Origin of the sequence: Lactobacillus helsingborgensis (genome assembly GCF_000970855.1) — a bacterium.
In the GTDB taxonomy this organism is placed as follows: Bacteria; Bacillota; Bacilli; order Lactobacillales; family Lactobacillaceae; genus Lactobacillus; species Lactobacillus helsingborgensis.
Genome location: NZ_KQ034055.1, coordinates 104,532 through 125,722, shown reverse-complemented (window position 1 = coordinate 125,722; position 21,191 = coordinate 104,532). Strand labels below are relative to the sequence as shown.

Sequence of the window (21,191 nt, the reverse complement as noted above, 5' to 3'; positions counted from 1 at the left end):
ACAACGCTAATATCGCATCTTTTGGCTATAAAGCCCATCAAATCAGTATTTCCTGATTTCCCTTTGTGTTATTACTTTTTTTATCCACAGCTTAATATAGTTCTGTTGTTTTTACTGAGTTATCCACATCTCCTCACGTTACTTCTATTTTCTTATAACGTTATGGTTTTATTTCCTCTGAAGTTACTTCTAATGATACAAAGTTGTCCTCTTACGTTACTTCTAACTTCCCATTACGTTATAGGTTTAACTGCCTAAAACCTAGATACCGTTGAACCTATAGAATCCTAAAAGGATTAATTAAAAGGAATATTAAAAGGAATATATATAAAGGATATTAAAGGAGACACCCAATGAATAAAAGATATTAAACTTTATCTTTTAATTTTTCGATTTTTGGAATCAAGCCTCTTTTATTTTTAAATCACTGTAAATTGTAGACAATAACAATTACGACTAATTACTTATTTATACACATTAGTAAGTTTTTTAGTTAATTTTAAACGAAGGAGTATATCTTGCTTTGACCAATGCAAAATACGTATTCATTGGAATACATAAATACAATCTAAAGGAGTTATCTAAACAATATAACCTAACTTATTCTAGTGTTAAAAAATTTTACAATTTGGGTTATCGAAATAATTTGCTCCTCGAAAAAGCAAAAAAAGCTGCCCGACCTGCTTATAGACTCAATGGAAATCTATTTCACTCGCGTAACGAAGCTGCTAAATACTATCAGATTGCAAAATCTACTTTGTACCGAAAAGCAAACAGTGAAGAATTGGGTACAATTGAAAGGTGCGTTGTATGATTAAAAAAATATCAGAAATATATCTAAATGCACTTTAGAACAAAAAAATGCAACTGTTGCAACAAACGACCTGGTAAAAATGATTTCTCAAAGTACAGGCTATCCTACAAAAACTGTAAAAAAATTTCTTAATGAATTTGAATATTTAATTGTATATCTTGTAATTATTTGTGGAACGCCAGTAAAACTTAGAAATTTTGGAACATTTTGGCGCAAACCTATAAAACAAACCAATGACAATATAGCCAAGATCAATAAAAAAAGAGGTTTAAGAGGTAAAACTAATAGAAAAAAGAAAGGATATTTATTAACCTTCAGAACAGGACAAACTTTAAAACTCAAATTACGAAATCCACAAAATTTAGAAGAAAATAATTAATAGAAGACTATTTATATAATTAAAAAAGTTCCCAATAGTTGATACAGTGTACAACTACTGGGAACTTTTTATTTGCTTTTCAAGAAAATAAAACACTTTAAAAGTAATTTCACCAAAAGTGTTTCCACTGTTTATTAATGTTATCTTTTTGCTGTTTATTAGACTTTTGTGTCCACCAAAAGACTTTTATCACTCCCAATATTTTTCGACGTGGAACAAAACCAAAAAAACGAGAATCATTAGAAATGTTTCGATTATCTCCCAAAACAAAATATTTGTTTTTTGGTACATAAATAGAATTTCTATTCTTTTTCCAATTATTTGTTTTTGATAGACTTTTAAAACTCCAACTTTCGTTATTTGTGTTTTTTGGATTTTTAATATAATTTTGCTTTATAGGACGTCCATTAACATTGATTTGTCCATTTTTACAAGTAACAATATCACCCGGTTTTCCAATAATACGCTTAACATAGAGTTTCTTTGTCGTTAATGTCGGATCAACTCCATTAGCGTCAAATACAATTACGGAACCGCGATGTAATGGTATTGTCATTAAAGCCCAAACATGTTCTCTATTGTTTAAATTAGGTAGCATTGAAGGACCAGATACCGTTGTAGGTTTTGCAATATAGGATACGAGTCCAAAAGTTAACATGACTAATGTTACCGGTAGCCATAACCAATTCCAAATTAGTTTGATAATTTTCATATCTAATTCTGCCCCTTTTCAATTTTTACATAAATAAAGCTTATTCAAATATTGATTAGAAAACATGATAATTATTTTTTCGATAAAAGGGCTACTTTATTTATTTTTGCAGTTTCAGATAAAAAAATTTTTCAACTTAGGCTAAAGATTTTAACGCCTTAGCCGTTAAAAAGTAGCTATTGAATTCATAGTTAGTATAATTTTGTCTCTTTTTATACAAGTAATGTAAACAACAAAAATTAAGGTACTATATTTTCGAGAGGAGTAGCTATAAATGAATAAATATTCTAAGCCCTTATTAATCATTGAAGATATTGAAAATCCACAAGTGATATATGATCTATACGTCCAAGTGGTAGAGAATGATGAAGATGCAAATTATGTTGTTGATGAGTGGTTCAATGTTTTTGCAAAAGACTTTAGGGGAAGAGATATTAGTAACCGAGCTGTCTACGACACAAGTTTAGTCAATTATACAAAGCCTGGGGATTATCCTGTTGAAGTTTCCGTAATGGATGACAATCTGAATATGTCCGTTGTTTCTTTTACTATCCATGTTTTGACTATAAAAGAAATTAAGCGAATAGAAAAAGGGTATTCGATAAGTAGAAAAAAAGGTGAAAAAAATATCATGCTAAGTAATAAACTTTTCTATTTTACTTTAGGTATATTTATTTTTGGAATTATTATTTTTACTTATTTCGATACCTTTTAAGAAATTGAAAGTTAGTGTTTTTGAATACATAGTATAAATTTCTCAAAATAAAAAACAGGTCATATCAATGACTTGAAGGATAGCTTAACAGCAGGTTTTTCTGGGACTTAATTAAAGTAATATAAATTGTAGAATTATTAGTATTATTATTGGCTTTTCCTCTCGTGTTCTAAAAGTTTATTTTTATATCTGAGATTTTGATATTTAACAGCCAAAGTTTTGAATTCTTTGTATAGTTTTGAAGGAATAATTACACTATCCTTACTACTTTTGATATTTAATTTTTGTGTTCGGATTATATTTTGAATATTTAAGTCAAGGCTGTTCAATTCTGTGTTACTTAAGGTTAAGGTTAATTCTTTACCATTTATATTAATTAAAGCAATGGTTGTATTTAGATCACTTTGATACTCTAATACAATTGGTAGCGGCTCTATTTTATTTCTCACAAATCATACCTCCAACTTTGGTGATGTTATGATATTTTATTTTCTTCTTAAATTTTAAAACTGCACGGATATTTTCATTAATTTGTTCCATTTTGACCAAATTTAAGAAATAGACACACTATTTTTTTTAATTGATAGATTGTTAACTATTAGTCAGGAGGGCAATGATCTATGGTAAAGGGAATGTTTGGCGGATTTTTTACAAATAAAAGACGAGCAAACGGTGAAAGCCAAGAATTAAGTAAGAAAAAGGACGTTTTCAAAAAGCCCGCTAAAATTCGAGAAGAAAAAACTAGCGATAAGAAAGACAATGATATACAAACTGTTGAAAAGGAGCTTAAGTTAAAGACTAACCAAGAAAAAGATTCAAACAAAATAGCAAAGCCTATCATAGTTTCGTTTTATTATAACAAAAAAAAAATTAGGAATGACTTTGTATTTATTGACAATATTGGTGTTGTACTTGACTGGAACAAACTGCCATCTATACCGGGTTATCATTTAAAAAATAATAAGAAAGCTAATTATAAAATAACTAATGTTCAACAGTACGTGAAATTAAACTACATAACTACTGAAAAGACTTATAATTTAATACCAGTTACAGAAGATTTAAAATTAATTAATCTTAAAAACCCAAAGTATGTTAAAGGAAAACCAGGAGAAACTATCTCATCTAAGTACTATCCAATTGTAAGGGGTTATCGCCCATACGATTCTCGTAAATATATTTTCCCTGATACTGGAAAGGACATTCAAATTGTATATACTCCAACTGCGAGCATCATCAATTTAACAAATGAGACAGAAACTGGTGAGGTCTTAGCTAACAGAGTTATCCATGGCAAAACAGGTGGATCGTACTATATAAACCCTAAGAGCCAAGTTTTTTCAGGATACCAAATTTCTAAAATGCCGAAGAATTTAACAGGGAAATTTTTACCAGATAATTTAAATTTAACTATTAAATATGAACCAGTTGAAAGCAAAATTATTGTTAGTTTTCTTAATAAAACTGGAAAAGCCATTCACAGTCCTATAGAATATCAAAAACGATATAGAGACACTTATACTATCAAATTACCAACTATTGATGGCTACGAATTAGTAAGTAGTCCATCCCTATTGACTGGTTATTTTGATAAAATAACAAAAAATGTTGTTCTACGTTATAAACGTACTACAGTTTCGTTTATGATTAATTATTGGTTTGACACGGACTTCAAGCACAGTGCTGGAAAGAGCTACAGGGCTTCTGGTTTGGTTGGCAACCCGTACGCTATCCATGTGCCTGAGAAAGAAGGTTATCAATCAGAAAGGAAAATAATAAAAGGAAAATTTAGTGCTTTTGAAAACAAAGATGTAAATATTGTCTATAAGCAAATGGAAACTGTAGTTCATGTAATATTAGTTGATGAGACGGATCATCAACTAACAAATACTGAACAAATAATAAAAAGGGGATATTGGGGGCAAGAATTTAAGATTGCTTTACCAGAAGTCCCTGGTTATAAGCGCCCCTTCCCTACCCTTAAAAAAACTTATTTTTCTGAGCATCAAACTGAATTAGTTCATTATTCAGCAAAGGAAGAAAAAATAATAGTCAATTTCATTGATAAAAAAACTAATAAACCAATTATTGGTTATAGTCCACAAGAACATAAAGGCTTAACTGGAACAACGTACAACATTGAAGGAGAAATGATTGAAGGATATCAACTGATAAATATTCCGGAAAATGCTAAAGGTGTTTATGCAGCTGACCCTATAATTGTTAACATGATATATGAACCTAATCCTTCAGCAATAGTAGTTCATTATTTTGATTCCACATTAGAGACTATTAAAAAAACGCAAGTTTTGACAGGCTATTTTGGCAAACCTTACAAACTTATAACCGATATACCCGGTTATAAGCTTATTTCTGCAACAGATAAACTAGCCGGTAAGTTCCCAGCTAGTCGTCTAGACATTAACATAATGTATGAGGCGACGGATGTCAGCTTTACATTAGTTCCAACAGACCAATTTGGTAAAGAAATTGATTCACAGCAAAATATTACTATTTATGGCAAAGCTGGCCAAGAGTTTTCAAATGAAATGCCTGATATACCAGGCTACATTTGTAATGTAAGTGAAGTTTCTGGAAGAATAAAAGCGACTTATAGACATAAGCACTTTCCTATTCCATACGAGCCTAAAGAAGAATTAATTACTGTACATACAATAATTAAAGGTGGGAATTATTCAGGTATGCATCTCTTTCAAGATTTTACACAACCGGGTCCAATGGGTAGTACATTGGAGTATGAACTTCCACATATAAAAGGATATACTCCAGATACCAAAAAACTTTCTATAAAATATACTAGTGAGTCTCAAGATGTTACAGTCTTTTATACCGTTGATAAGGAGAAATATCTTATTCAATTTATTGATGAAGACAATAATCTTGTTGGTGGTATGCCTGAAGCAGAGGGATATTATAAACAAGCAATTGATATATCCCATAATGTACCTAAAGGATTCCACTTGCCTGAAGGTGTAGATTGCCACGTCTACCTTGACGGAGTGCACAATTACCAAGTGCTTGTTATCGCTGACCGTTTAACTGTTGAATTAATAGCTCAAGATCAAAGCGGAAAAAGTTTGGGGTCACGTAGACAAATTGAAGGAAATTATCATGAGGTAAGAGAAATAAGTGCTTTACATGTTCCAGGCTATAATTCAACGCAGGGTAACAAACTAAAGATAAAATTTGAATTAGGGCAAATCACTTATCCGATCACATATGAACCACAAGAGCGAACACTAACTGTTAGATATATTGATGCGGCCACTGGAAAAAATATTAAGGAACCACAAATAATTCATGGTAAATTTAATCAAGAATATGATGTTTCTGCGGATAGAATTAGTGGATATATAGCAATTAACCGTACACGTGAGCATGGCACATATGGCTTTGAAAACATAGAAATGGTGTTCTTGTATCGAGCTATTAGTGATAATATTAATCAAGCAAGTACTCCTTTGGAACAAATTATCAAAGCAAGTGAAAACGGCAGTTTATTACCTAAAAATGCTCAAAAAATAGTTAAGCCTAGCGAATCAACAAATACTGGAATAAAAATGACTGATTTTTCTAATGTAGCTCCCCTATTGCCAAATATAGGACACTTTGAGCAACCATTACCAAAAGAAAGGTCAGATGGATTTTTAACTGTATCGAGAAAAGTTTAAGAGGTATTATAACTGCTTAACTATAAAATTTTATTGAACTTTATAAAAAGATTGTCCCTCTGCTAATCAAGACCGTTTATGCTAGAATTTATAGCAAATAGTTATCTTTTTAGAGATCTGGAGGTAAACAGTGAACCCATTTTATAGACAACGTGAAAGAGGAATTGACTGGAAACTTATAACTTATCAGCTTTCTCTTTATAATGTACCCCCTGAAGAAGTTATGCATAAGCAGAAGCAATTACAAATGTGTATGGAAAGCTATAATCTTACGGAAACTGATCTAGTAGAAATAATCGTGCCCCTACTTAAAGATGATAAGAAAATAAACATTGATCTGATAGTAAATACAATAGCTCGAAAATGTCGAACAAAAAAAAGATCAAATCAAATGAAAGAAGCTATTAGAAAAAGCAGGAAAAGCAGCAACAATATAAATCTTAGTAATAGTGAGAAGAGGCTTTTAGATAAAGTAGAAAATACTTCTACTTCTGACTTTTTGTATTTGCTAAAGAAACGTAACAATAAGTATGAAAACCTGATAAGGTTGGCATTAAAACATCAGTATAAATTACCTGATGAGCTGATCAATATATTGTTTTATGATTATTTAAAAACTCATAAATATCTGAGGTATGATATTTTTAATAAGATAGATGATTGGCTAGATCATGGAGTTATAACAGCTAAACAAGCAATTGCATATTCTAAAGAAGTTGAAAGCAAGAAACAAGAAATTAATGCAAGGGACGTTTACTGTAGAACTGACAAAACATTAGAAAGTCGTACTGATTGGTCTAAAAAGAATAACTATATATATACAAAAGATGATGAAGCAAAACTAAAAGAATTAGAAGAATGGTTTAAGAACTACGAAAAAAAGTACTCTTAAAATAATTGTCTTCTCAAATCTGTTAAGTGAGAAGACAATTTTAATGATATTGAAATTAAACCCAATAAAAATCATAAAAAAATAGAATGTCTAATTAAGACATTCTATTTTTTTGGATGGTGTTAAAAATTATAAGAAAAAAGTTACTGACACCCTCATTTATAATCAGTATCTTCACTATTTTATTATTTATTATAATTATAGCAGTAGTTGCTGGTGGCTCTCTATCGGATCAAATCAGTAGTTGTAGTAGTGATGCGACTGATTTTAGTATCTCAGCTAAAGGCAAAAATGGTTCTTGGTCGCAAAAAGGAACTAAGGAATATAACATTGGTAAGTCTCTCTTTAACTTTTTAGTAAAAAAAGAGGGCTTTTCTGGAGCTGGTGCAGCAGGAGCTGTAGCTGTTGGTGTAAGGGAAAGTTCATTAAACCCTGCAGCTATAAATGATAAAGGTGGTGTAGCTGGTATATTTCAGTGGTCAGGCTTTACCAATAATGTAAATGGTCATCGAATTACTAATGGTGGGTTTATTCATGCAGGTAAAGTATCAGATTTAACATTGAAGAATGAAATAAAATTAACAAGTTATGAGCTACATCATGATTTTTCTTCCGTTCGTCGTGTTGTGGGTAACGCTAAAAGCCCTCAAGAAGCTGCAAAGCAGTGGTCTGTTTGTTATGAAGGCGTTGCGCTTTCTGATAGTCAGACTAATGAAGCGCAAATACAAAGTGATGCTAAAAAAGCATACCGTATTTTCGGAGGCTCTGGTTTTAAATCTAATAAAAGTTTATTAGCAAGTGCTGCAACATCTGCTAGTAATAGTGTGTCGGATAAGGCTGGGGATGATGAGTGTGATGCTGATTTAGCAGAAAGTGGACCATTATTGGCAGAAGCCCAAAAATTAATTGGCTACTTTACGTATGGTGGTCATACTAAGTCAAGCTATGGAGGTTGGAAAAATCCTAATAAGAATGGACTTACAGATTGCTCTGGATTTGTTTGGCTTTGTATGAAGCGAGCTGGTTATGCAGTCGGCAATGACGCTTTCGATACTGCCACAATGGAAAAAGATGCTAGGGGATCACATAAATTTCTAAAACAGATTAGTGCTAAAAGTGTGCGACCTGGTGATATCATCATCGTCAACGTTGGATCTGGTAATGGTAGTAATGGGCATACGGCTATTATCAAGGGCAATTACAAAGGCTATCAAACCAAAATTATTGAAATGGGTGGGGACGATCATAGTCATGTCCACATTTCTAATATTCATGATTCATTTCTAAGTTTGCTACAAAAAAATGCCAGAGTAATTTGGGCGAGACCGGTTAAAAGAAAATAAGGAGTATGCTTTGAAAACAAAGAAACCTGTTGAGCAATACAAAAAGTCAAGAAAGCTTTTAACAATATGGCTTGCAGCAGCAATAGTAACAGTAATTATAGTTCTTGGAATAATAGCAATAAGTGTAAATATTTATCGACATTATAATTTTTTAGAAATAAGACAGAAAGACCAAGCGCACCAAGAGCAAATACGTAAAACTAAGTCAAAGCCAAAGTTTAAAGAATATCACTCTAGTCACAATGTCGGAAGTACTCGAAGTAAAAACCTAACTAAAAAGCAAGTAAATGAACATATCAAAGCTGATATAAATTTTGCATTTAAAATTATGAAAGCTACTGGTGCTTCGGCTGGCTCAACTATTAATTATAAACAGCTGAATTTCAAGCAGGGGAAAATAATATATAAATACTATAATTCCCTTACACCATTAAATGAATTAAATCAATTAACCAACGTTAGTACTCAAACGGGTTCTAATTATTATGGCCAAAACGGACATAATAAAAAATATAATACTCCTAAACAAGGTGACACCTATGTAATTAATCAAATTAAGACTACATATCTGGATAAAACCTATAATAGTTACATTTACGATGTTTTTTTGCAATATAAAGCAGGTAAATTTAGCGTGAATAGATATCTAGAAGTAACGGTAAATCAAAGTACAGGTGCTATTGCCAGTGTTAAGGGTGAAGGATCTAATTTAAATGAATAAAACCAAGATTAATGAGCATAATAGTAATTTTGTCCTTACTATATTAATCGCTGTTGAAATAGTAATTATTGTTGTTTTATTTTTTTCTGTGAGCTACAACATACATTCCAGTAACTACTACAAGCAGCTCTATCTCACGGAAACAACCAAAAAAAAGCAGCTTAAAGAAAAGGCTCAAGTTTTAACAACAAATTTATCAGAAATTACTTCTGGCAAATTTGATTTACAAGCAAAACAAAAAAGGTTAAATACAATTTATACATTATTAATCAGATCATTGTTTGGGGATGCTAGGTCTACAGATATTATTAAAAATGATGAAAATAAGTATATTCAATATTTTGGCAAGAAAGGATGGAAATTACTAGAAAACATAGCTTTTTCAAATGGTAAAAAAAAGGTAGCTAAGACTAATGATGAAGTTAAAATTGCATTTTTGGATTTTAAAATACCAAATATTACTGTTGTGGCTTATACGAAATTCCAATTGCTAAACTCAAAAGAAAAGAAATGTGGTATTGCATATATAACTACACATTTTAACTTTAAAAATAATTCTGCTTTTAATACCTCAGTTGAAATAGCTTTTCCTCAAAATGATAATTGAGAGTGAAAATTGTGAAAAAAAGTGATAAAAAACATATTTTTGGGTTGCTTGCTTTGTTAATTTTGCTCATGTCATTCTTTTTATTTTATTTTTCGACACAAAAAAATAAAAGTGCTGAAAGATATAGAAAAAGTGAAAATGAGCAAATCTACTTAACCAAAAAAATTAAGCATAGAAAAGCTTATTTGAACAAATTTGCTTTCCAGCAGGCACTAAGTAGTCCCAATTTAAAAGTTAGAAAAAATATAATTCAAATGCAGGCGGCATCCCAAGCTGAAAAGGCAGCAAAGAGGCTCTTTCCTATTCTTCTTAATTACAATAACTCGGATGAATATAACAAAAGAGCCGCTTTAGCACAAAATCTTGTTACTAAAGATGTGATACGTAATAAGAGTCTTTTTGGATCAGATTATATTCAAGGTTCGCATTATGTTGATAGTTCAGAGCTCAAGTCGCAATATAGAAGTCTTAAGTTTGCAAGCGGAGTCATCAACGGTACCAATTTGCCGTTTTTAGTTAATGTCACATTTATTAGCTGGTTTTTTGGCCAAAATAAGGCTGTTACAGACGATATTTACTTTGGTACTTACAATTATGCTAAAAAGAAAATTACGGGGCTTAGACGCTTAAATAACCTTTATCAAAGCAATTTAAATACTACTTTACTTGAATAACCATATAACCTTCTTAAAAAGGATTAAAAATGTATTTTAAGGTTAATCTTACTTTTCCAATTTGCTGTCATAATAATTGTAGTAGTGAGCATGAACTAACATGTACCACATTTTTCCCTTTGTTAAAAAACCCCCCGTTATTTCTATATCACCTTTATAGTTAGAACTGTGTTTATCAACACGTTTTATAGAAAGAGGTAAAACATGAATATTTCTAAAAATGTTTCTGTTACTAGTTCTACTTTGGCAGCTCTTGGAGGCATAACTGTAATTGCACATACGCCTTCATTTGGTATCATTGCCCATGCGGATGAAACACATGCTCAAGATACAGAAAAAGATCCATCCGTTGGAGATAATAATGTGCAAGATTCAACGCAGGTATCAACAATTGATGATGCATACAATGATATTAAGGGAGATATGGAATATGATACTAACCCTTCTCAACATATCAGTATACCTTTTGAATATGATACTCCTGCTCATGCAGCACAATCTTGGGAGCATCGTAAAGATACAGAGATTGAACCTGGTACAGAAAACACACAGACTGATTGGAACATAGCTACAGGGACTAATGGTCATGCAGCGTCTGATACTTCTGCAAATGTAACAGGAGATTCATCAGAAAATAAATTTAATCCAGGAAATCGAATAAATTATTTAGGTGACAAATCAAGCTCTGTAAGAGAAAATTGGGTGCAAATTGAAAAAAATAACCAGGTATATGATGATTTCATTAATGGATACGGGCCGTATTGGGGACCTATATATTGGTCATGGTATTGTGGAGGATATTATCCTAACTCCTCAACTCTTGGTACTACTATTATTGATAATAACAACAATAACAATAATGACAACAGCAATAATGACAATGTAATAAATAATGCTGTTTTTAGTAGAGAAAAAACAAAAAAAGATAAGACGAGTAATTATTGTTACCAAAATGGAACTAATTCAAGTAATCTTAGTCATCATAAAGAATTGACTTTAAATTTCTCACAGTTGTCATCTTCTTTCGAAGATAAAAGTAAAAGCATTAATTCATCAGGAGGACAATTGCCTAGTGAAAATTCTGTTTTGGGAGCCTATGGCAAAAGGATTGAGGATACAAAAAGCGACAATAGCAAAAATAGAATTTTTAAAAATTTAGGAATTGTCACTGATAGAAATGAAGAACTAATACATAAGTCATGTAAGGATAATAGATCATTGTCAGAACAGATAAATAGTCATAATAATAGTGAAACTTACACTGATGAAGATTACAAGAAAGAAGAATCTAATAATAACCTACCTAATACAAGTGGTCTGACAGACAAAAGTCTTGGAAGTACTAATAATAGCTTGCCTCAAACAGGTAATATTGAAAAAGTACAAAAAAGCTCTGTTTTAGGAGCTGGGTTGATTGCTACTACTTTATTTAGTATGGGACTAACAAAGATAAATAATTTAAAAGGTGATTAAGAAAGTCACCTTTTTCTTTTATGGAGTTGTCACCTTTTTTATTTGTAAAAAGTGATGGGTTATAAACGCACAGCTTAATCAAATTATTAAAACAAGGAGCTAATTCAATGCATATGAATAGCAATATAATTAGTCTTTATAATTTAACTAATCGAATTACAGGCCTTCTAGCGATTACAAATATTGTTTGGTGTTTGTTAATAATAATACAAGCCTTTTTTCAGCATGAGGATTTGAATGAGTATGTAACTCAGGATAAAGAAAATCCTGCTAACTGGAAAGTACCTATTATTACTTTGTTCGTTCTATCAGTAAGCGCATTGCTGGTTTACTACACCCCGCTTTGGATTTCAGGGGGCTTAGGATTGTCTACTGTTATCATACCTATTGCTTGCTACTGCACAGAGTTTTATTTTATAAATGACTATCGCAAAGTACTCACCTTACATGTATACAGATCTTGGCATTGGGGTATAGTTTGTTTTGGTGAGTGTTTAGTGTTATTAACTATTTTTTCATCTATAATTTTTTGGATTTTTACAAACGCTGTGACTAATTATTAATAATTGTTTACAAACAAAGTAGTAATTCAGAAATATAAAAAACATAGAATTTGCGAAGTAATACGAAAATCTATGTTTAGTTAATCTAATTTTATTTGCCTGCTGGTATTTATGGCTTTTTACCGATAGCTTTATGTGTATAGTCATACATATCAAATAAAGGATAGGTCAAAGAACCAATACATCCTGTTATATAAGCAACAGCATATAAAATCCATTTAAAGGAATCATGATAACCTATACTATAAATATTAGCAACAATAAGAAAAACTGCTGCTATTGAAATCATTATGGAACGGATAGTCTTAACAAAAAAGTCAAAAAAATTGTTTTGATTTTTTTTAATTTTTTTTGCGCAGAACTGAAAATATCTAAACCAAAAAGGTAAGGTAACAACAATGAAAGTTGTACATATAACCATTAAGTCAAATTTATTTATACTTTTGTTTTTACTTGTAATAACTATCCATATAAAAAAATGAAAAAGAATCAGGAATGACAAATAAAATCCTGTTGTAAAATTAAACTCATCATGCTTTTTTAGTCTATTTGCTAGTCTTTTACCAAACTGTCCATTTATTATTTCTTTATATAAATTATTTATATTTTTAGCCAAAATACTAGGTATAATAATAAGAACTGAGAAGTAAAAAAGAAGTAGACAGATTGTACTTTCTTTTGGGTGTTTAGCTAAAAATAAAGCTAAAACTAAATCTAAAAATAAATTAAAAAGTAAAATACATGCTGATGACAAAATTAAATATATTATTATTTCACATATTATTTTTTTTACTTTATTCATGTCCATATAGATTTTGTTAAAAATAATATTAGGGATTAATAAAACAGCTAACGTCTTAATTATAATTCAAAAATTCTATTTTAGGACTACAATATTAATTTATTTAGCAAATAATTTTTAGCTTTTCTTAAAAGCTAAAAAAAAGGCTGAAAATTCAGCCTTTTTCCTCGTATATAAAGTTTAATTTGGTACTACTCTTTTAATTAAGGAAAGACACTAAGAGCAGTTTCAACTATGAAATTACCAACTAACTTCAAAAATTCTATTAGCAACTGTACCCCAATCGCTATAATTGATATATCCGTGGTAACTTACTGTTAGATAGAGATGGTTTGTACCAATGACTTGGACACTTTCTAGTTCAGTAGGATCATTGCTATTGTCGATATTTCTGTTGCCATCTAGATCAACGTCATCCCACTCTTCGTTGCGAGAAGCTCCCCATGGTATCTTGTAAATATGACGAGGTTCACTGGAGATTGAATATTTAGCAGGTGCATGTTCACTAGAAATGTAAATATTAAGGTCATTATCAATATCATATCCTTGGATTGAGCCAATAACTTTATCATCGGTTAAGTGTGGAATCATAAACGGTGGGTAAGCTTGGACAGGGACTAGTCCTTCAATGTTAAAGTCTGAAGTTCCTGCCGCGTCTAAAGCGCTATTTACGTCATCTAAGTAATACAATGTAAAGTAACCATTTCCTAATTTGTCAATGACTGCAAGTAAGAAATATCTATAGTTTGGTGAAACTGCAGCTTCTGAACGAAGTAAGTCTGTTCCAGCAAGACCAAAGCCGCCAGCTCTATTTAAATAGGATAGTCGTGGCATTTGGGTGTTAGAAGTGTAACTGGCAATGCCTGGAATTTTAACCCTAGCAATTTGCGTATCCCAGTAATATTTACCAGTTAATTTACCTTTGGTGCCTACGAACCAACAACCAGGCTTATTTGCATATTCCCAAGTCTGAGAATGTCCGCCAGCTGAATTGCCAACAAACTTTACAATTGGACTACCAAAAGTTATGTTAGTCTGAGGACGTGCGCGAAAAACGTAATTGTCAGATTTGTGGTGCTGTAAAGCATAAACAAATCCAGAACCAACATTACCTTTTTGAACAACATTGTGGTACAGACCAGTTTTTTGAATTGTCTGAGTACCCGTATTTAAATCATGTAACAGTGATATATATGGATTATATATCTTACTCATAATAATTCCCCTTTTCTGAAAATCAAAAAATTATTGAAAACAAGTTAATATGACTTCGAAGTCACTTTTAATATATCACAAGTATATGAATAAAGCAAACGTATGTTTGCTAAAATTGTATTTTGACTTTAATGATTGTTTATATTTAAGTTACATTAAGCCTTATAGAAAGGCTAAAGTATACGCATAAAATCAAGCGTATAAAAAAGCAAGAAATTTAATAATTTCTTGCTTTTTTATTAACTTTGTAAGTTTCTAATATTCTTCTGGCATTGTTTTTCTTGAAATACCATACACAGAATATTCATAATTAGTTAGGTATGCTAGTTTTCCTTGCATTTGTAAACGTCTCGTGGCTTCTTTGACCTCGGAAATTGTTGCCTTATCTGAGCTATTAATTTCTTTGGCCTTTTTTAGTGCATCATCATAAAGTTTGAAACCAGAAGCTTTATATCCATCAGTATTGTGAACTGCATTTTCCTGATCAATTTCCTTTTGGAGGTCTTTTTTATCTGCTGCAGTTGCTATTTTCGCATCTGCTTTAGCTTCATCAACCGTATTAAGAGGTTTCAAAAATGGACCAGAAATATATTTACTGTCAGCAGCTTTGATGAATGACATATGTTCTTCATTGTTTTCTTCAAAGTTCGTGTGCGTAAAGCCATTTACGTCACCTAAATGATAGTAGAGTTCAGCTTTGTTGTCCTTATTCGACCAAATGTATAACAATTCATCAACCGGAATTTTTTCGCCCTCAATAAAGGTCGTTAGACCGGCTTTATCAACCTGATTTGGTCGTAAGTCTCCATTAGCATCAAAAATATCAGTTCCAGCAGTAATTAAAACATAGGTGTCAGCGGTAAAAGTCAGCAGCCTTTGTCTTGGCTCTTTTTGTACGTACGATTTAGGAAACCAGCCAGTTTTTGTCCCACTAATAATGTAACTTGGTGAACTGGTTGGATCATACCTAAATAGGGTTTCACGGTTAACTTTTATTTTTTGCAAAGGCTTAACCGTGATTTGTTCTTTGCCCAAGCCAATCTGAACTCCTTTGGAGTCAATATCCTTTGGACTAATTGTCACGGTTGCTTCTGCGACATAAAGGGGCTTGTTATCAATGTTGCCAATATTGGCCGCATTAACATAGCCACCGGCTCCAATATTGTAGTAATATTTACCACCGATTTTTTTATAAGGGAGCCATGACTGATTATAGTTGTCATCATTGACTAGGAAATACTGTTTGCTATTCCGGTCAATTTTTTCTACAGAGCCAGAGTATTTCAAAGGGGTTCCTTTGCGCAAATGCGTATTCTTTTTACTGCCACGGAATTTGTATAGCCGTTTACCATTCTTATCGTAAACATAAGAATTGTAATTGAGCTCCAAGTTGCCATCTTGTACCTGTTTGTTGACAACACCAACATTAGCCGCCTTAACGTAGGCACCACCGGTTAAAGGATAGTAGCTTTTACCATTAATCGAAGTTGTTTTGGCATTACCGTTTACGGTGGTGCCCATACGCAATGTCCCTTTACTGTTATAATAGGTGCGCTTGCCCTGAGCCGTATAAACATAAGAATTATGATTCAACGTGAGAGTATCAGTCTTAGCAGCTAATACTTCTGTATTGCTTGGCATTACTGCGGGTATCATAGGACTAATAGCAAGAATGCTTGCTATGGAACCATAAACAAACTTTTTATTTAATTTCATTTAATCACCTCAAAAAACAATCGAACTTTCTACTAGTCATTATAGAACATATAAACCATTATTGCAGTGGTAAATTTTGAGAGTATTTAACTGGGAAAAAATCTTTTATAATCAATTTTTATAAAACTTGAGTAAACAACCCATGTATTTTGTCACTAGGTAAGCTATTTATGAAAGGAGACATTATGATAAATAGCTTACAAAGATGGATTCAGAACGTAATTAAGAGAAAAAATAAATTTCTTTTATTATTAAGTTTGAAAAACTTAGATGAAGCCATTGATATATTTAAAAAGCTCCAAAGCTTTTGTTGGCTCATTCCATTCACTATTTGTGGGATGCATATATTTTTTACAGTTTTTCCAATTATTAGAACTTTCAATTTTCAATTTTCAATTTTATTGTTAACACTGATATGTATTTGCAATATGATTGCCATTTTTGTGGTAAACCGCTATTTGTTTTACTTTTATTCGAATCAGTTGCAATTAGATTCTAAAACAAAAAAAGATAAACTTTGGTCAGTGCAGAAAACTTCAAATATCCAAGTATCCGTAACTATAGGATCTATATTAGGGTTACCGTTAACATTTACAGTTCTTCCATACATACAGTTTCTATACCTCCACCCTACTGTTACTGGTTGGACGGTTAGAATGACTGATGCTATTAATGGTAATACTTATATTTTACGTGTATTTATTATGTCAATACCAGTTATTGTTACGTTTCTTTTATACCAACGCTTTTTTTCGGAAGAAACAATTCAAAAAACGGATATAGACAAGTGGATGGTTAACTTCCACTATCACGATCCGCAACTACATTCACTTTTAACAGGAATTCCTATTAAAAGTGAGAAACAAATATGTGCATCTGAACCATACATGATTTTGGGTACTTCAATTGAAACTGGTGATATTGTTGAGCTTACACCTATTCATAGGAAAGAAAACAGTGTCTATTTTGGTCCAGTTGGTGCAGGAAAAACTTCTACAATTTTTATACCACAAATTTTACAAGATGTTGGGTACTACTTGCGCTACATACGAGATTTTCCTAAAATTTCCAAAAATCCAGATTATCTTAAAACAAAGCGTAATATTGCGACTAAATACCTCAATGGCTTTGCTGTAATTGAAACTTCAAACGACTTATGTAGTAGTGTTTATCAACTATGTTTAAATATGGGGGTCCCTAAGGAAAAGATTATCTGGCTTGATCCTACTAATCCTAAAACTCCGTCTTTAAATTTACTAAGAGGACCAGTTGATACTGTGGTTGAAACGGTAACTAATATTATAGCTGGCGTAAAAGCTGATAATAATGATTTCTTTCAGCAGTCAGAGCGAACACACTTAAAAAACTTTATTTATCTTTTGAGATTTTCAGGAATTATTGAAAATAAAATCGTAACGTTCACAGATTTGGTGGCTTTATACAACGATCTTTATCTTGTAGTAGATAAAATTAAAATTTTAGATAAATATGTCTATGCCCTGAACTCTAAAGTTGAAAAGGCAAAAAAGGAATATGAAAGTGAAAAAAGTTCAACAGATAAAAAAACAAGATATCAAGAATTATATGATAAATATGAAGTAGCACTAGGAACGTCTAAGTGGTTTCACAGTGAAATTACTCCTGCTATGTTTGGTAAAGGAATTATTACTCAAAAAACAGGTCCTCATGAAGGTGAGCCTATGTGGATTGATAAACAGGAAGAAAATATTAGAGGTCTTAAAAATACTTTAGATGATCTTTCTAAAAATAAGTATCTTAGGAGGGTGTTATTTAGAGATTCCGGTGAATTCAATTTAGATGATTTACTTAAAAACGGTGGTATTTTGTTGTGTAATACTGCTAAAGCAGAGTTACAGGATCAATTAGCTAATCGTTTGGGACAAATCTATTTAATGTCATTTCAAAACGCGACAATTCGCAGGAAGCCAGATAAAGTACCTATGTTCCCACTTTACGCTGATGAATTTCCTGATTTTGTTTCAGAAGCATTTAAAAGCTTTGTTGCACAAGCCAGAAAATATAATGTCCCTATAATTGTTGCAGCTCAAAGCCCTTCTCAGCTTTCTTATACATTTGGAAAAGATTTTTTTAACACCTTGATGAGTAATATGTTAACTCGAGGTACCTTTGGAGATTTAGGAGCTGAGGACGCTAAAATTTTAGAACCATATTTTGGGGAAAAGTCAGAGATAACTGAAACTATTAATGACCAGCAAATAGATTTAACAGCTGATTTGGATAGTAGCCACAAGATGATTTCTGCTAGACGCTCAACAGTACCAAATATAACTGCTTCAGAACTACAATCATTGGCTAGATTTAATATAGCAATACGACACCCTGCACAGCACGGCTCAGAAATGTTCGAAATAATAAAAACAAAGTTTTTAACGGATGAAGACATTAGAAACAATCCAAATGTTTTTGATATTAATGACGCAAGAGATCATGATGCTTTTGCTAATATGATGAAAAATACGATCCACATTAACTCAGATTTAGATGCCGTTGACTTAGAAATTGTAGAAGATATTAAAAAAGATAAACTAAACATAAAAAAAACAAGATCGAAAGGAGAACTAAATGTGTCAGGATTAGATGCGGACAGCGATCTTAATTCTAATCATGTTAGCTCTAGAAAAGTCAAAGAAAAGTCAAAGGAAAAGCTTGAGTTTGCTGAAATAGCACGTAACGCTGTGCATTCTGGTAAAGCCCATGGGGGTAATAACCGTTTGAATAATAACATACAAACTTTAACAAAATTGCCAGAACCATCGCCCAATAAGAAATTAAATAGTTCAGACCTTGCAAAAATATTGGAATCAACGAGTAGAGATAATGACCAGGGCGTGACAAAGCACAAAATAGCGCCCTATACGTCAGAAAGTTCAGCCTTAGTAGAAAAGCATATATCTGTTGATCTTGAAACGGAGAAGAGAAAAAGGTCTAATGTAGACAAAGAAAAGCAAACTTTACTTTTACAAGAAATATCTCGTTTACTTGTCCAAGTCGCAAACTCTAAAAAACTAAACAATTTTGAAAAGCTTGAAAAGTTAAATGGCATACCTGAGAAAGAATACGATGAGATATCACGATTGCTACCGGGAGACCACGATAAGATTCTAGCTAAGCATGATTCTTTTATTGCTAAACAGAAAGCAGAAAATGATGCAATTAAACAAAAGAATTATGGGCGTAACTTAGCAGAAAGTTTATCTGAGATGATTGGCACATTAGACAATTCAGAGAGTTTTATTGATGATGATGGCTTTGTCAATACAAACGACCGATTTATGCATCAACACGGAATGGATGAGAAATAATAATTATGGGAAATTTATCGTTAAATATTGAAGCAACTATTAGTCAAAATGTTAATAAACGATTGCTCTTTCGACAAGCTCTAGATAACAAGAAAACAGCAAGAATTTTAATCTTAAATGATGCCTACTTAAAAAGTGCAAAAGATTTTTTAAAAGAAGCCATAGGAGTAATTTTCTTAGATTGCTCAAAGAACGAATTACTTCTACGTCATGATTATGTGCAAGAACCTAAACTTTGTGATGCTTTGGCCAGGGCCTATCGCTCTCTAGAGCCAATACGTAAACTCAGATTAAATACCAAAGTTATTACGGGAATGTTATTGTTATTAGACCAGATAGCTAGTTTAAATGATGAGAGTATGTTAGATGCGCTAGAGCGCTTAAGACGATTAAGTGATGAAGAAATTTTTTCAGAAATTGAAAATATTAAATTTACATATATTTCAAAATCTCAAATATCCTTTCTGAAAATATTCGTTGAATCTTTAAAGACAAGTAGGATTGCTGCGTTTCATCAGCTATTAAAAACAGTATGGTCAATACATTCTCACCTTATGATTAAAGGTAAAATGAGAGAATCTTCAAATTGGCTACATAACAAAGGACTAATAATAATTCCGGCATCATGGCTACGTACAAAGACATATGCTCAACTCCTTCTTCAGTTTGGTTTTAATGATAAAGAAGTTATTCTGCTTTTAGATACGTCAACTCCTAAATGCCTTTTTTTGTCACAGATTACTAAATTTAAAAACGACATGTATATCTCACTTGACAAAGATTCCGACGGCTCTGTGAAGGGTAACTTAGCATATCAGGCAAGAAATTTATATATATCTTTACAATCTTATGATTCTGATCTGTTATTAAACTGGTTGGCCTCTCATTATCCTTCGTTCTTGGAAAATTATTCTATAGTTGATTTTCAAGATGCCATTTATAAATTTCAATATTCAGGTTTTCTTAACAGTTTTATAGGGGTGAACGATGGACAACTTAGTTTGATTCGCATTGAAAGCGATAATACTGTAACTCACCAAAAATTTGATATTAAACTAATTTTAGATAGTATTCAAAAAGATAAATTACATAAGAGTTCAGATAAAGCAATTCTAACAGATGTTGTTAAAAAAGTTTTTGAGCAAAAGCTTGAACCTCTTTATAATAAGATTAACTTAATTAATGACATGCTGAAGACACTAGAATATAAAGAAAATATATTTGAAGGTGATAAAATAAATGAAGAATTTCAAAAAGCATTAGATAGTCAGGATAATAACTAATTTTGAAATAGCAAAAAGGAGTAAATTCCATTGTTTCAATGGCATTCGCTCCTTTTATTTATCCTTAGCAAAAACTATGGGTATATACTTTAACCACATTTGGATATACTGTGGTGCAGTTATTTCATCGACACATATAGACTTTAAATCTTGCTCAAATGCTCTTATATCCAGGTCGTGATAAACAAAACTGTAATTGTTTTTAATCAAAGTTTCAGGTGTAGCAGTCTCCAGCCAATTTTTCGG

General features: G+C 31.7%; 18 protein-coding genes. 12 read left to right on the top strand and 6 right to left on the bottom strand.

What is annotated here, in order from left to right:
• The first annotated feature begins 824 nt into the window (after positions 1-824).
• A complete protein-coding gene (locus JF73_RS09265; protein ID WP_084608727.1) occupies positions 825-1,193 on the top strand; it encodes an HU family DNA-binding protein in 369 nt (122 codons plus the stop codon).
• Between the two features lie 109 nt (positions 1,194-1,302).
• Here JF73_RS09265 and lepB read toward each other — a convergent pair whose 3' ends face one another.
• Positions 1,303-1,905, bottom strand: coding sequence for a signal peptidase I (gene lepB, locus JF73_RS09260; protein WP_046325888.1), 603 nt, complete (start codon positions 1,903-1,905; stop codon positions 1,303-1,305).
• A 274-nt stretch (positions 1,906-2,179) separates the two neighbouring features.
• Between lepB and JF73_RS09255 the strand changes: the two genes are divergently transcribed.
• Positions 2,180-2,620 carry a hypothetical protein gene (locus JF73_RS09255; RefSeq protein ID WP_046325887.1) on the top strand — a complete coding sequence of 147 codons (441 nt, stop codon included), beginning with the start codon at positions 2,180-2,182 and terminating at the stop codon, positions 2,618-2,620.
• A gap of 146 nt (positions 2,621-2,766) precedes the next feature.
• Here JF73_RS09255 and JF73_RS09250 read toward each other — a convergent pair whose 3' ends face one another.
• Positions 2,767-3,069 carry a hypothetical protein gene (locus JF73_RS09250; RefSeq protein ID WP_046325886.1) on the bottom strand — a complete coding sequence of 101 codons (303 nt, stop codon included), beginning with the start codon at positions 3,067-3,069 and terminating at the stop codon, positions 2,767-2,769.
• Positions 3,070-3,240: 171 nt separating this feature from the next.
• Between JF73_RS09250 and JF73_RS09245 the strand changes: the two genes are divergently transcribed.
• The 8 genes from JF73_RS09245 (at position 3,241) to JF73_RS09210 (ending at position 12,585) form a co-directional block, all read left to right on the top strand.
• A complete protein-coding gene (locus JF73_RS09245; RefSeq protein WP_046325885.1) occupies positions 3,241-6,312 on the top strand; it encodes a MucBP domain-containing protein in 3,072 nt (1,023 codons plus the stop codon).
• Between the two features lie 130 nt (positions 6,313-6,442).
• Positions 6,443-7,204, top strand: coding sequence for a replication initiation and membrane attachment family protein (locus JF73_RS09240; protein ID WP_046325884.1), 762 nt, complete (start codon positions 6,443-6,445; stop codon positions 7,202-7,204).
• A gap of 116 nt (positions 7,205-7,320) precedes the next feature.
• On the top strand, positions 7,321-8,547 hold the full coding sequence (locus JF73_RS09580) for a phage tail tip lysozyme (protein WP_084608726.1): 1,227 nt from the start codon (positions 7,321-7,323) through the stop codon (positions 8,545-8,547).
• Between the two features lie 10 nt (positions 8,548-8,557).
• The gene (locus tag JF73_RS09230) at positions 8,558-9,268 is read left to right on the top strand and encodes a hypothetical protein (protein WP_046325883.1); all 711 of its coding nucleotides are present in this window, start codon (positions 8,558-8,560) and stop codon (positions 9,266-9,268) included.
• A complete protein-coding gene (locus tag JF73_RS09225; protein WP_046325882.1) occupies positions 9,261-9,875 on the top strand; it encodes a hypothetical protein in 615 nt (204 codons plus the stop codon). Before JF73_RS09230 ends, JF73_RS09225 begins: the two co-directional genes overlap by 8 nt.
• 11 nt (positions 9,876-9,886) lie before the next feature.
• A complete protein-coding gene (locus JF73_RS09220) occupies positions 9,887-10,549 on the top strand; it encodes a hypothetical protein (RefSeq protein ID WP_046325881.1) in 663 nt (220 codons plus the stop codon).
• Positions 10,550-10,753: 204 nt separating this feature from the next.
• Complete coding sequence (locus JF73_RS09215) at positions 10,754-12,022, top strand: hypothetical protein (RefSeq protein WP_046325880.1); 1,269 nt, start codon at positions 10,754-10,756, stop codon at positions 12,020-12,022.
• Between the two features lie 107 nt (positions 12,023-12,129).
• Entirely contained in the window at positions 12,130-12,585 is a 456-nt protein-coding gene (locus tag JF73_RS09210) for a hypothetical protein (protein WP_046325879.1), read from the top strand.
• A 109-nt stretch (positions 12,586-12,694) separates the two neighbouring features.
• On the opposite strand, the gene JF73_RS09205 is transcribed toward JF73_RS09210, so the two are convergent.
• The 3 genes from JF73_RS09205 to JF73_RS09195 form a co-directional block, all read right to left on the bottom strand.
• Positions 12,695-13,393, bottom strand: coding sequence for a hypothetical protein (locus tag JF73_RS09205; protein WP_046325878.1), 699 nt, complete (start codon positions 13,391-13,393; stop codon positions 12,695-12,697).
• A 234-nt stretch (positions 13,394-13,627) separates the two neighbouring features.
• Entirely contained in the window at positions 13,628-14,602 is a 975-nt protein-coding gene (locus tag JF73_RS09200; RefSeq protein WP_046325877.1) for a helveticin J family class III bacteriocin, read from the bottom strand.
• A 255-nt stretch (positions 14,603-14,857) separates the two neighbouring features.
• Positions 14,858-16,318 carry an SLAP domain-containing protein gene (locus tag JF73_RS09195; protein WP_046325876.1) on the bottom strand — a complete coding sequence of 487 codons (1,461 nt, stop codon included), beginning with the start codon at positions 16,316-16,318 and terminating at the stop codon, positions 14,858-14,860.
• 185 nt (positions 16,319-16,503) lie between these two features.
• On the opposite strand from JF73_RS09195, the gene JF73_RS09190 reads away from it, so the two are divergent.
• Positions 16,504-19,662, top strand: a complete 3,159-nt coding sequence (locus JF73_RS09190) for a type IV secretory system conjugative DNA transfer family protein (RefSeq protein WP_046325875.1) — start codon at positions 16,504-16,506, stop codon at positions 19,660-19,662.
• A 5-nt stretch (positions 19,663-19,667) separates the two neighbouring features.
• Complete coding sequence (locus tag JF73_RS09185) at positions 19,668-20,945, top strand: hypothetical protein (RefSeq protein WP_046325874.1); 1,278 nt, start codon at positions 19,668-19,670, stop codon at positions 20,943-20,945.
• A 54-nt stretch (positions 20,946-20,999) separates the two neighbouring features.
• Here the strand turns inward: JF73_RS09185 and JF73_RS09775 are convergent.
• A partial coding sequence (locus JF73_RS09775) for a hypothetical protein (RefSeq protein WP_046327896.1) occupies positions 21,000-21,191 on the bottom strand: 192 nt, incomplete at its 5' end.

Coding starts and splice junctions, on each gene's coding strand:
- lepB (WP_046325888.1), bottom strand. CDS start 1,905: ATGAAAATTATCAAACTAATTTGGAATTGGTTATGGCTACCGGTAACA.
- JF73_RS09255 (WP_046325887.1), top strand. CDS start 2,180: ATGAATAAATATTCTAAGCCCTTATTAATCATTGAAGATATTGAAAAT.
- JF73_RS09245 (WP_046325885.1), top strand. CDS start 3,241: ATGGTAAAGGGAATGTTTGGCGGATTTTTTACAAATAAAAGACGAGCA.
- JF73_RS09580 (WP_084608726.1), top strand. CDS start 7,321: ATGGTGTTAAAAATTATAAGAAAAAAGTTACTGACACCCTCATTTATA.
- JF73_RS09225 (WP_046325882.1), top strand. CDS start 9,261: ATGAATAAAACCAAGATTAATGAGCATAATAGTAATTTTGTCCTTACT.
- JF73_RS09215 (WP_046325880.1), top strand. CDS start 10,754: ATGAATATTTCTAAAAATGTTTCTGTTACTAGTTCTACTTTGGCAGCT.
- JF73_RS09210 (WP_046325879.1), top strand. CDS start 12,130: ATGCATATGAATAGCAATATAATTAGTCTTTATAATTTAACTAATCGA.
- JF73_RS09205 (WP_046325878.1), bottom strand. CDS start 13,393: ATGGACATGAATAAAGTAAAAAAAATAATATGTGAAATAATAATATAT.
- JF73_RS09200 (WP_046325877.1), bottom strand. CDS start 14,602: ATGAGTAAGATATATAATCCATATATATCACTGTTACATGATTTAAAT.
- JF73_RS09195 (WP_046325876.1), bottom strand. CDS start 16,318: ATGAAATTAAATAAAAAGTTTGTTTATGGTTCCATAGCAAGCATTCTT.
- JF73_RS09190 (WP_046325875.1), top strand. CDS start 16,504: ATGATAAATAGCTTACAAAGATGGATTCAGAACGTAATTAAGAGAAAA.
- JF73_RS09185 (WP_046325874.1), top strand. CDS start 19,668: ATGGGAAATTTATCGTTAAATATTGAAGCAACTATTAGTCAAAATGTT.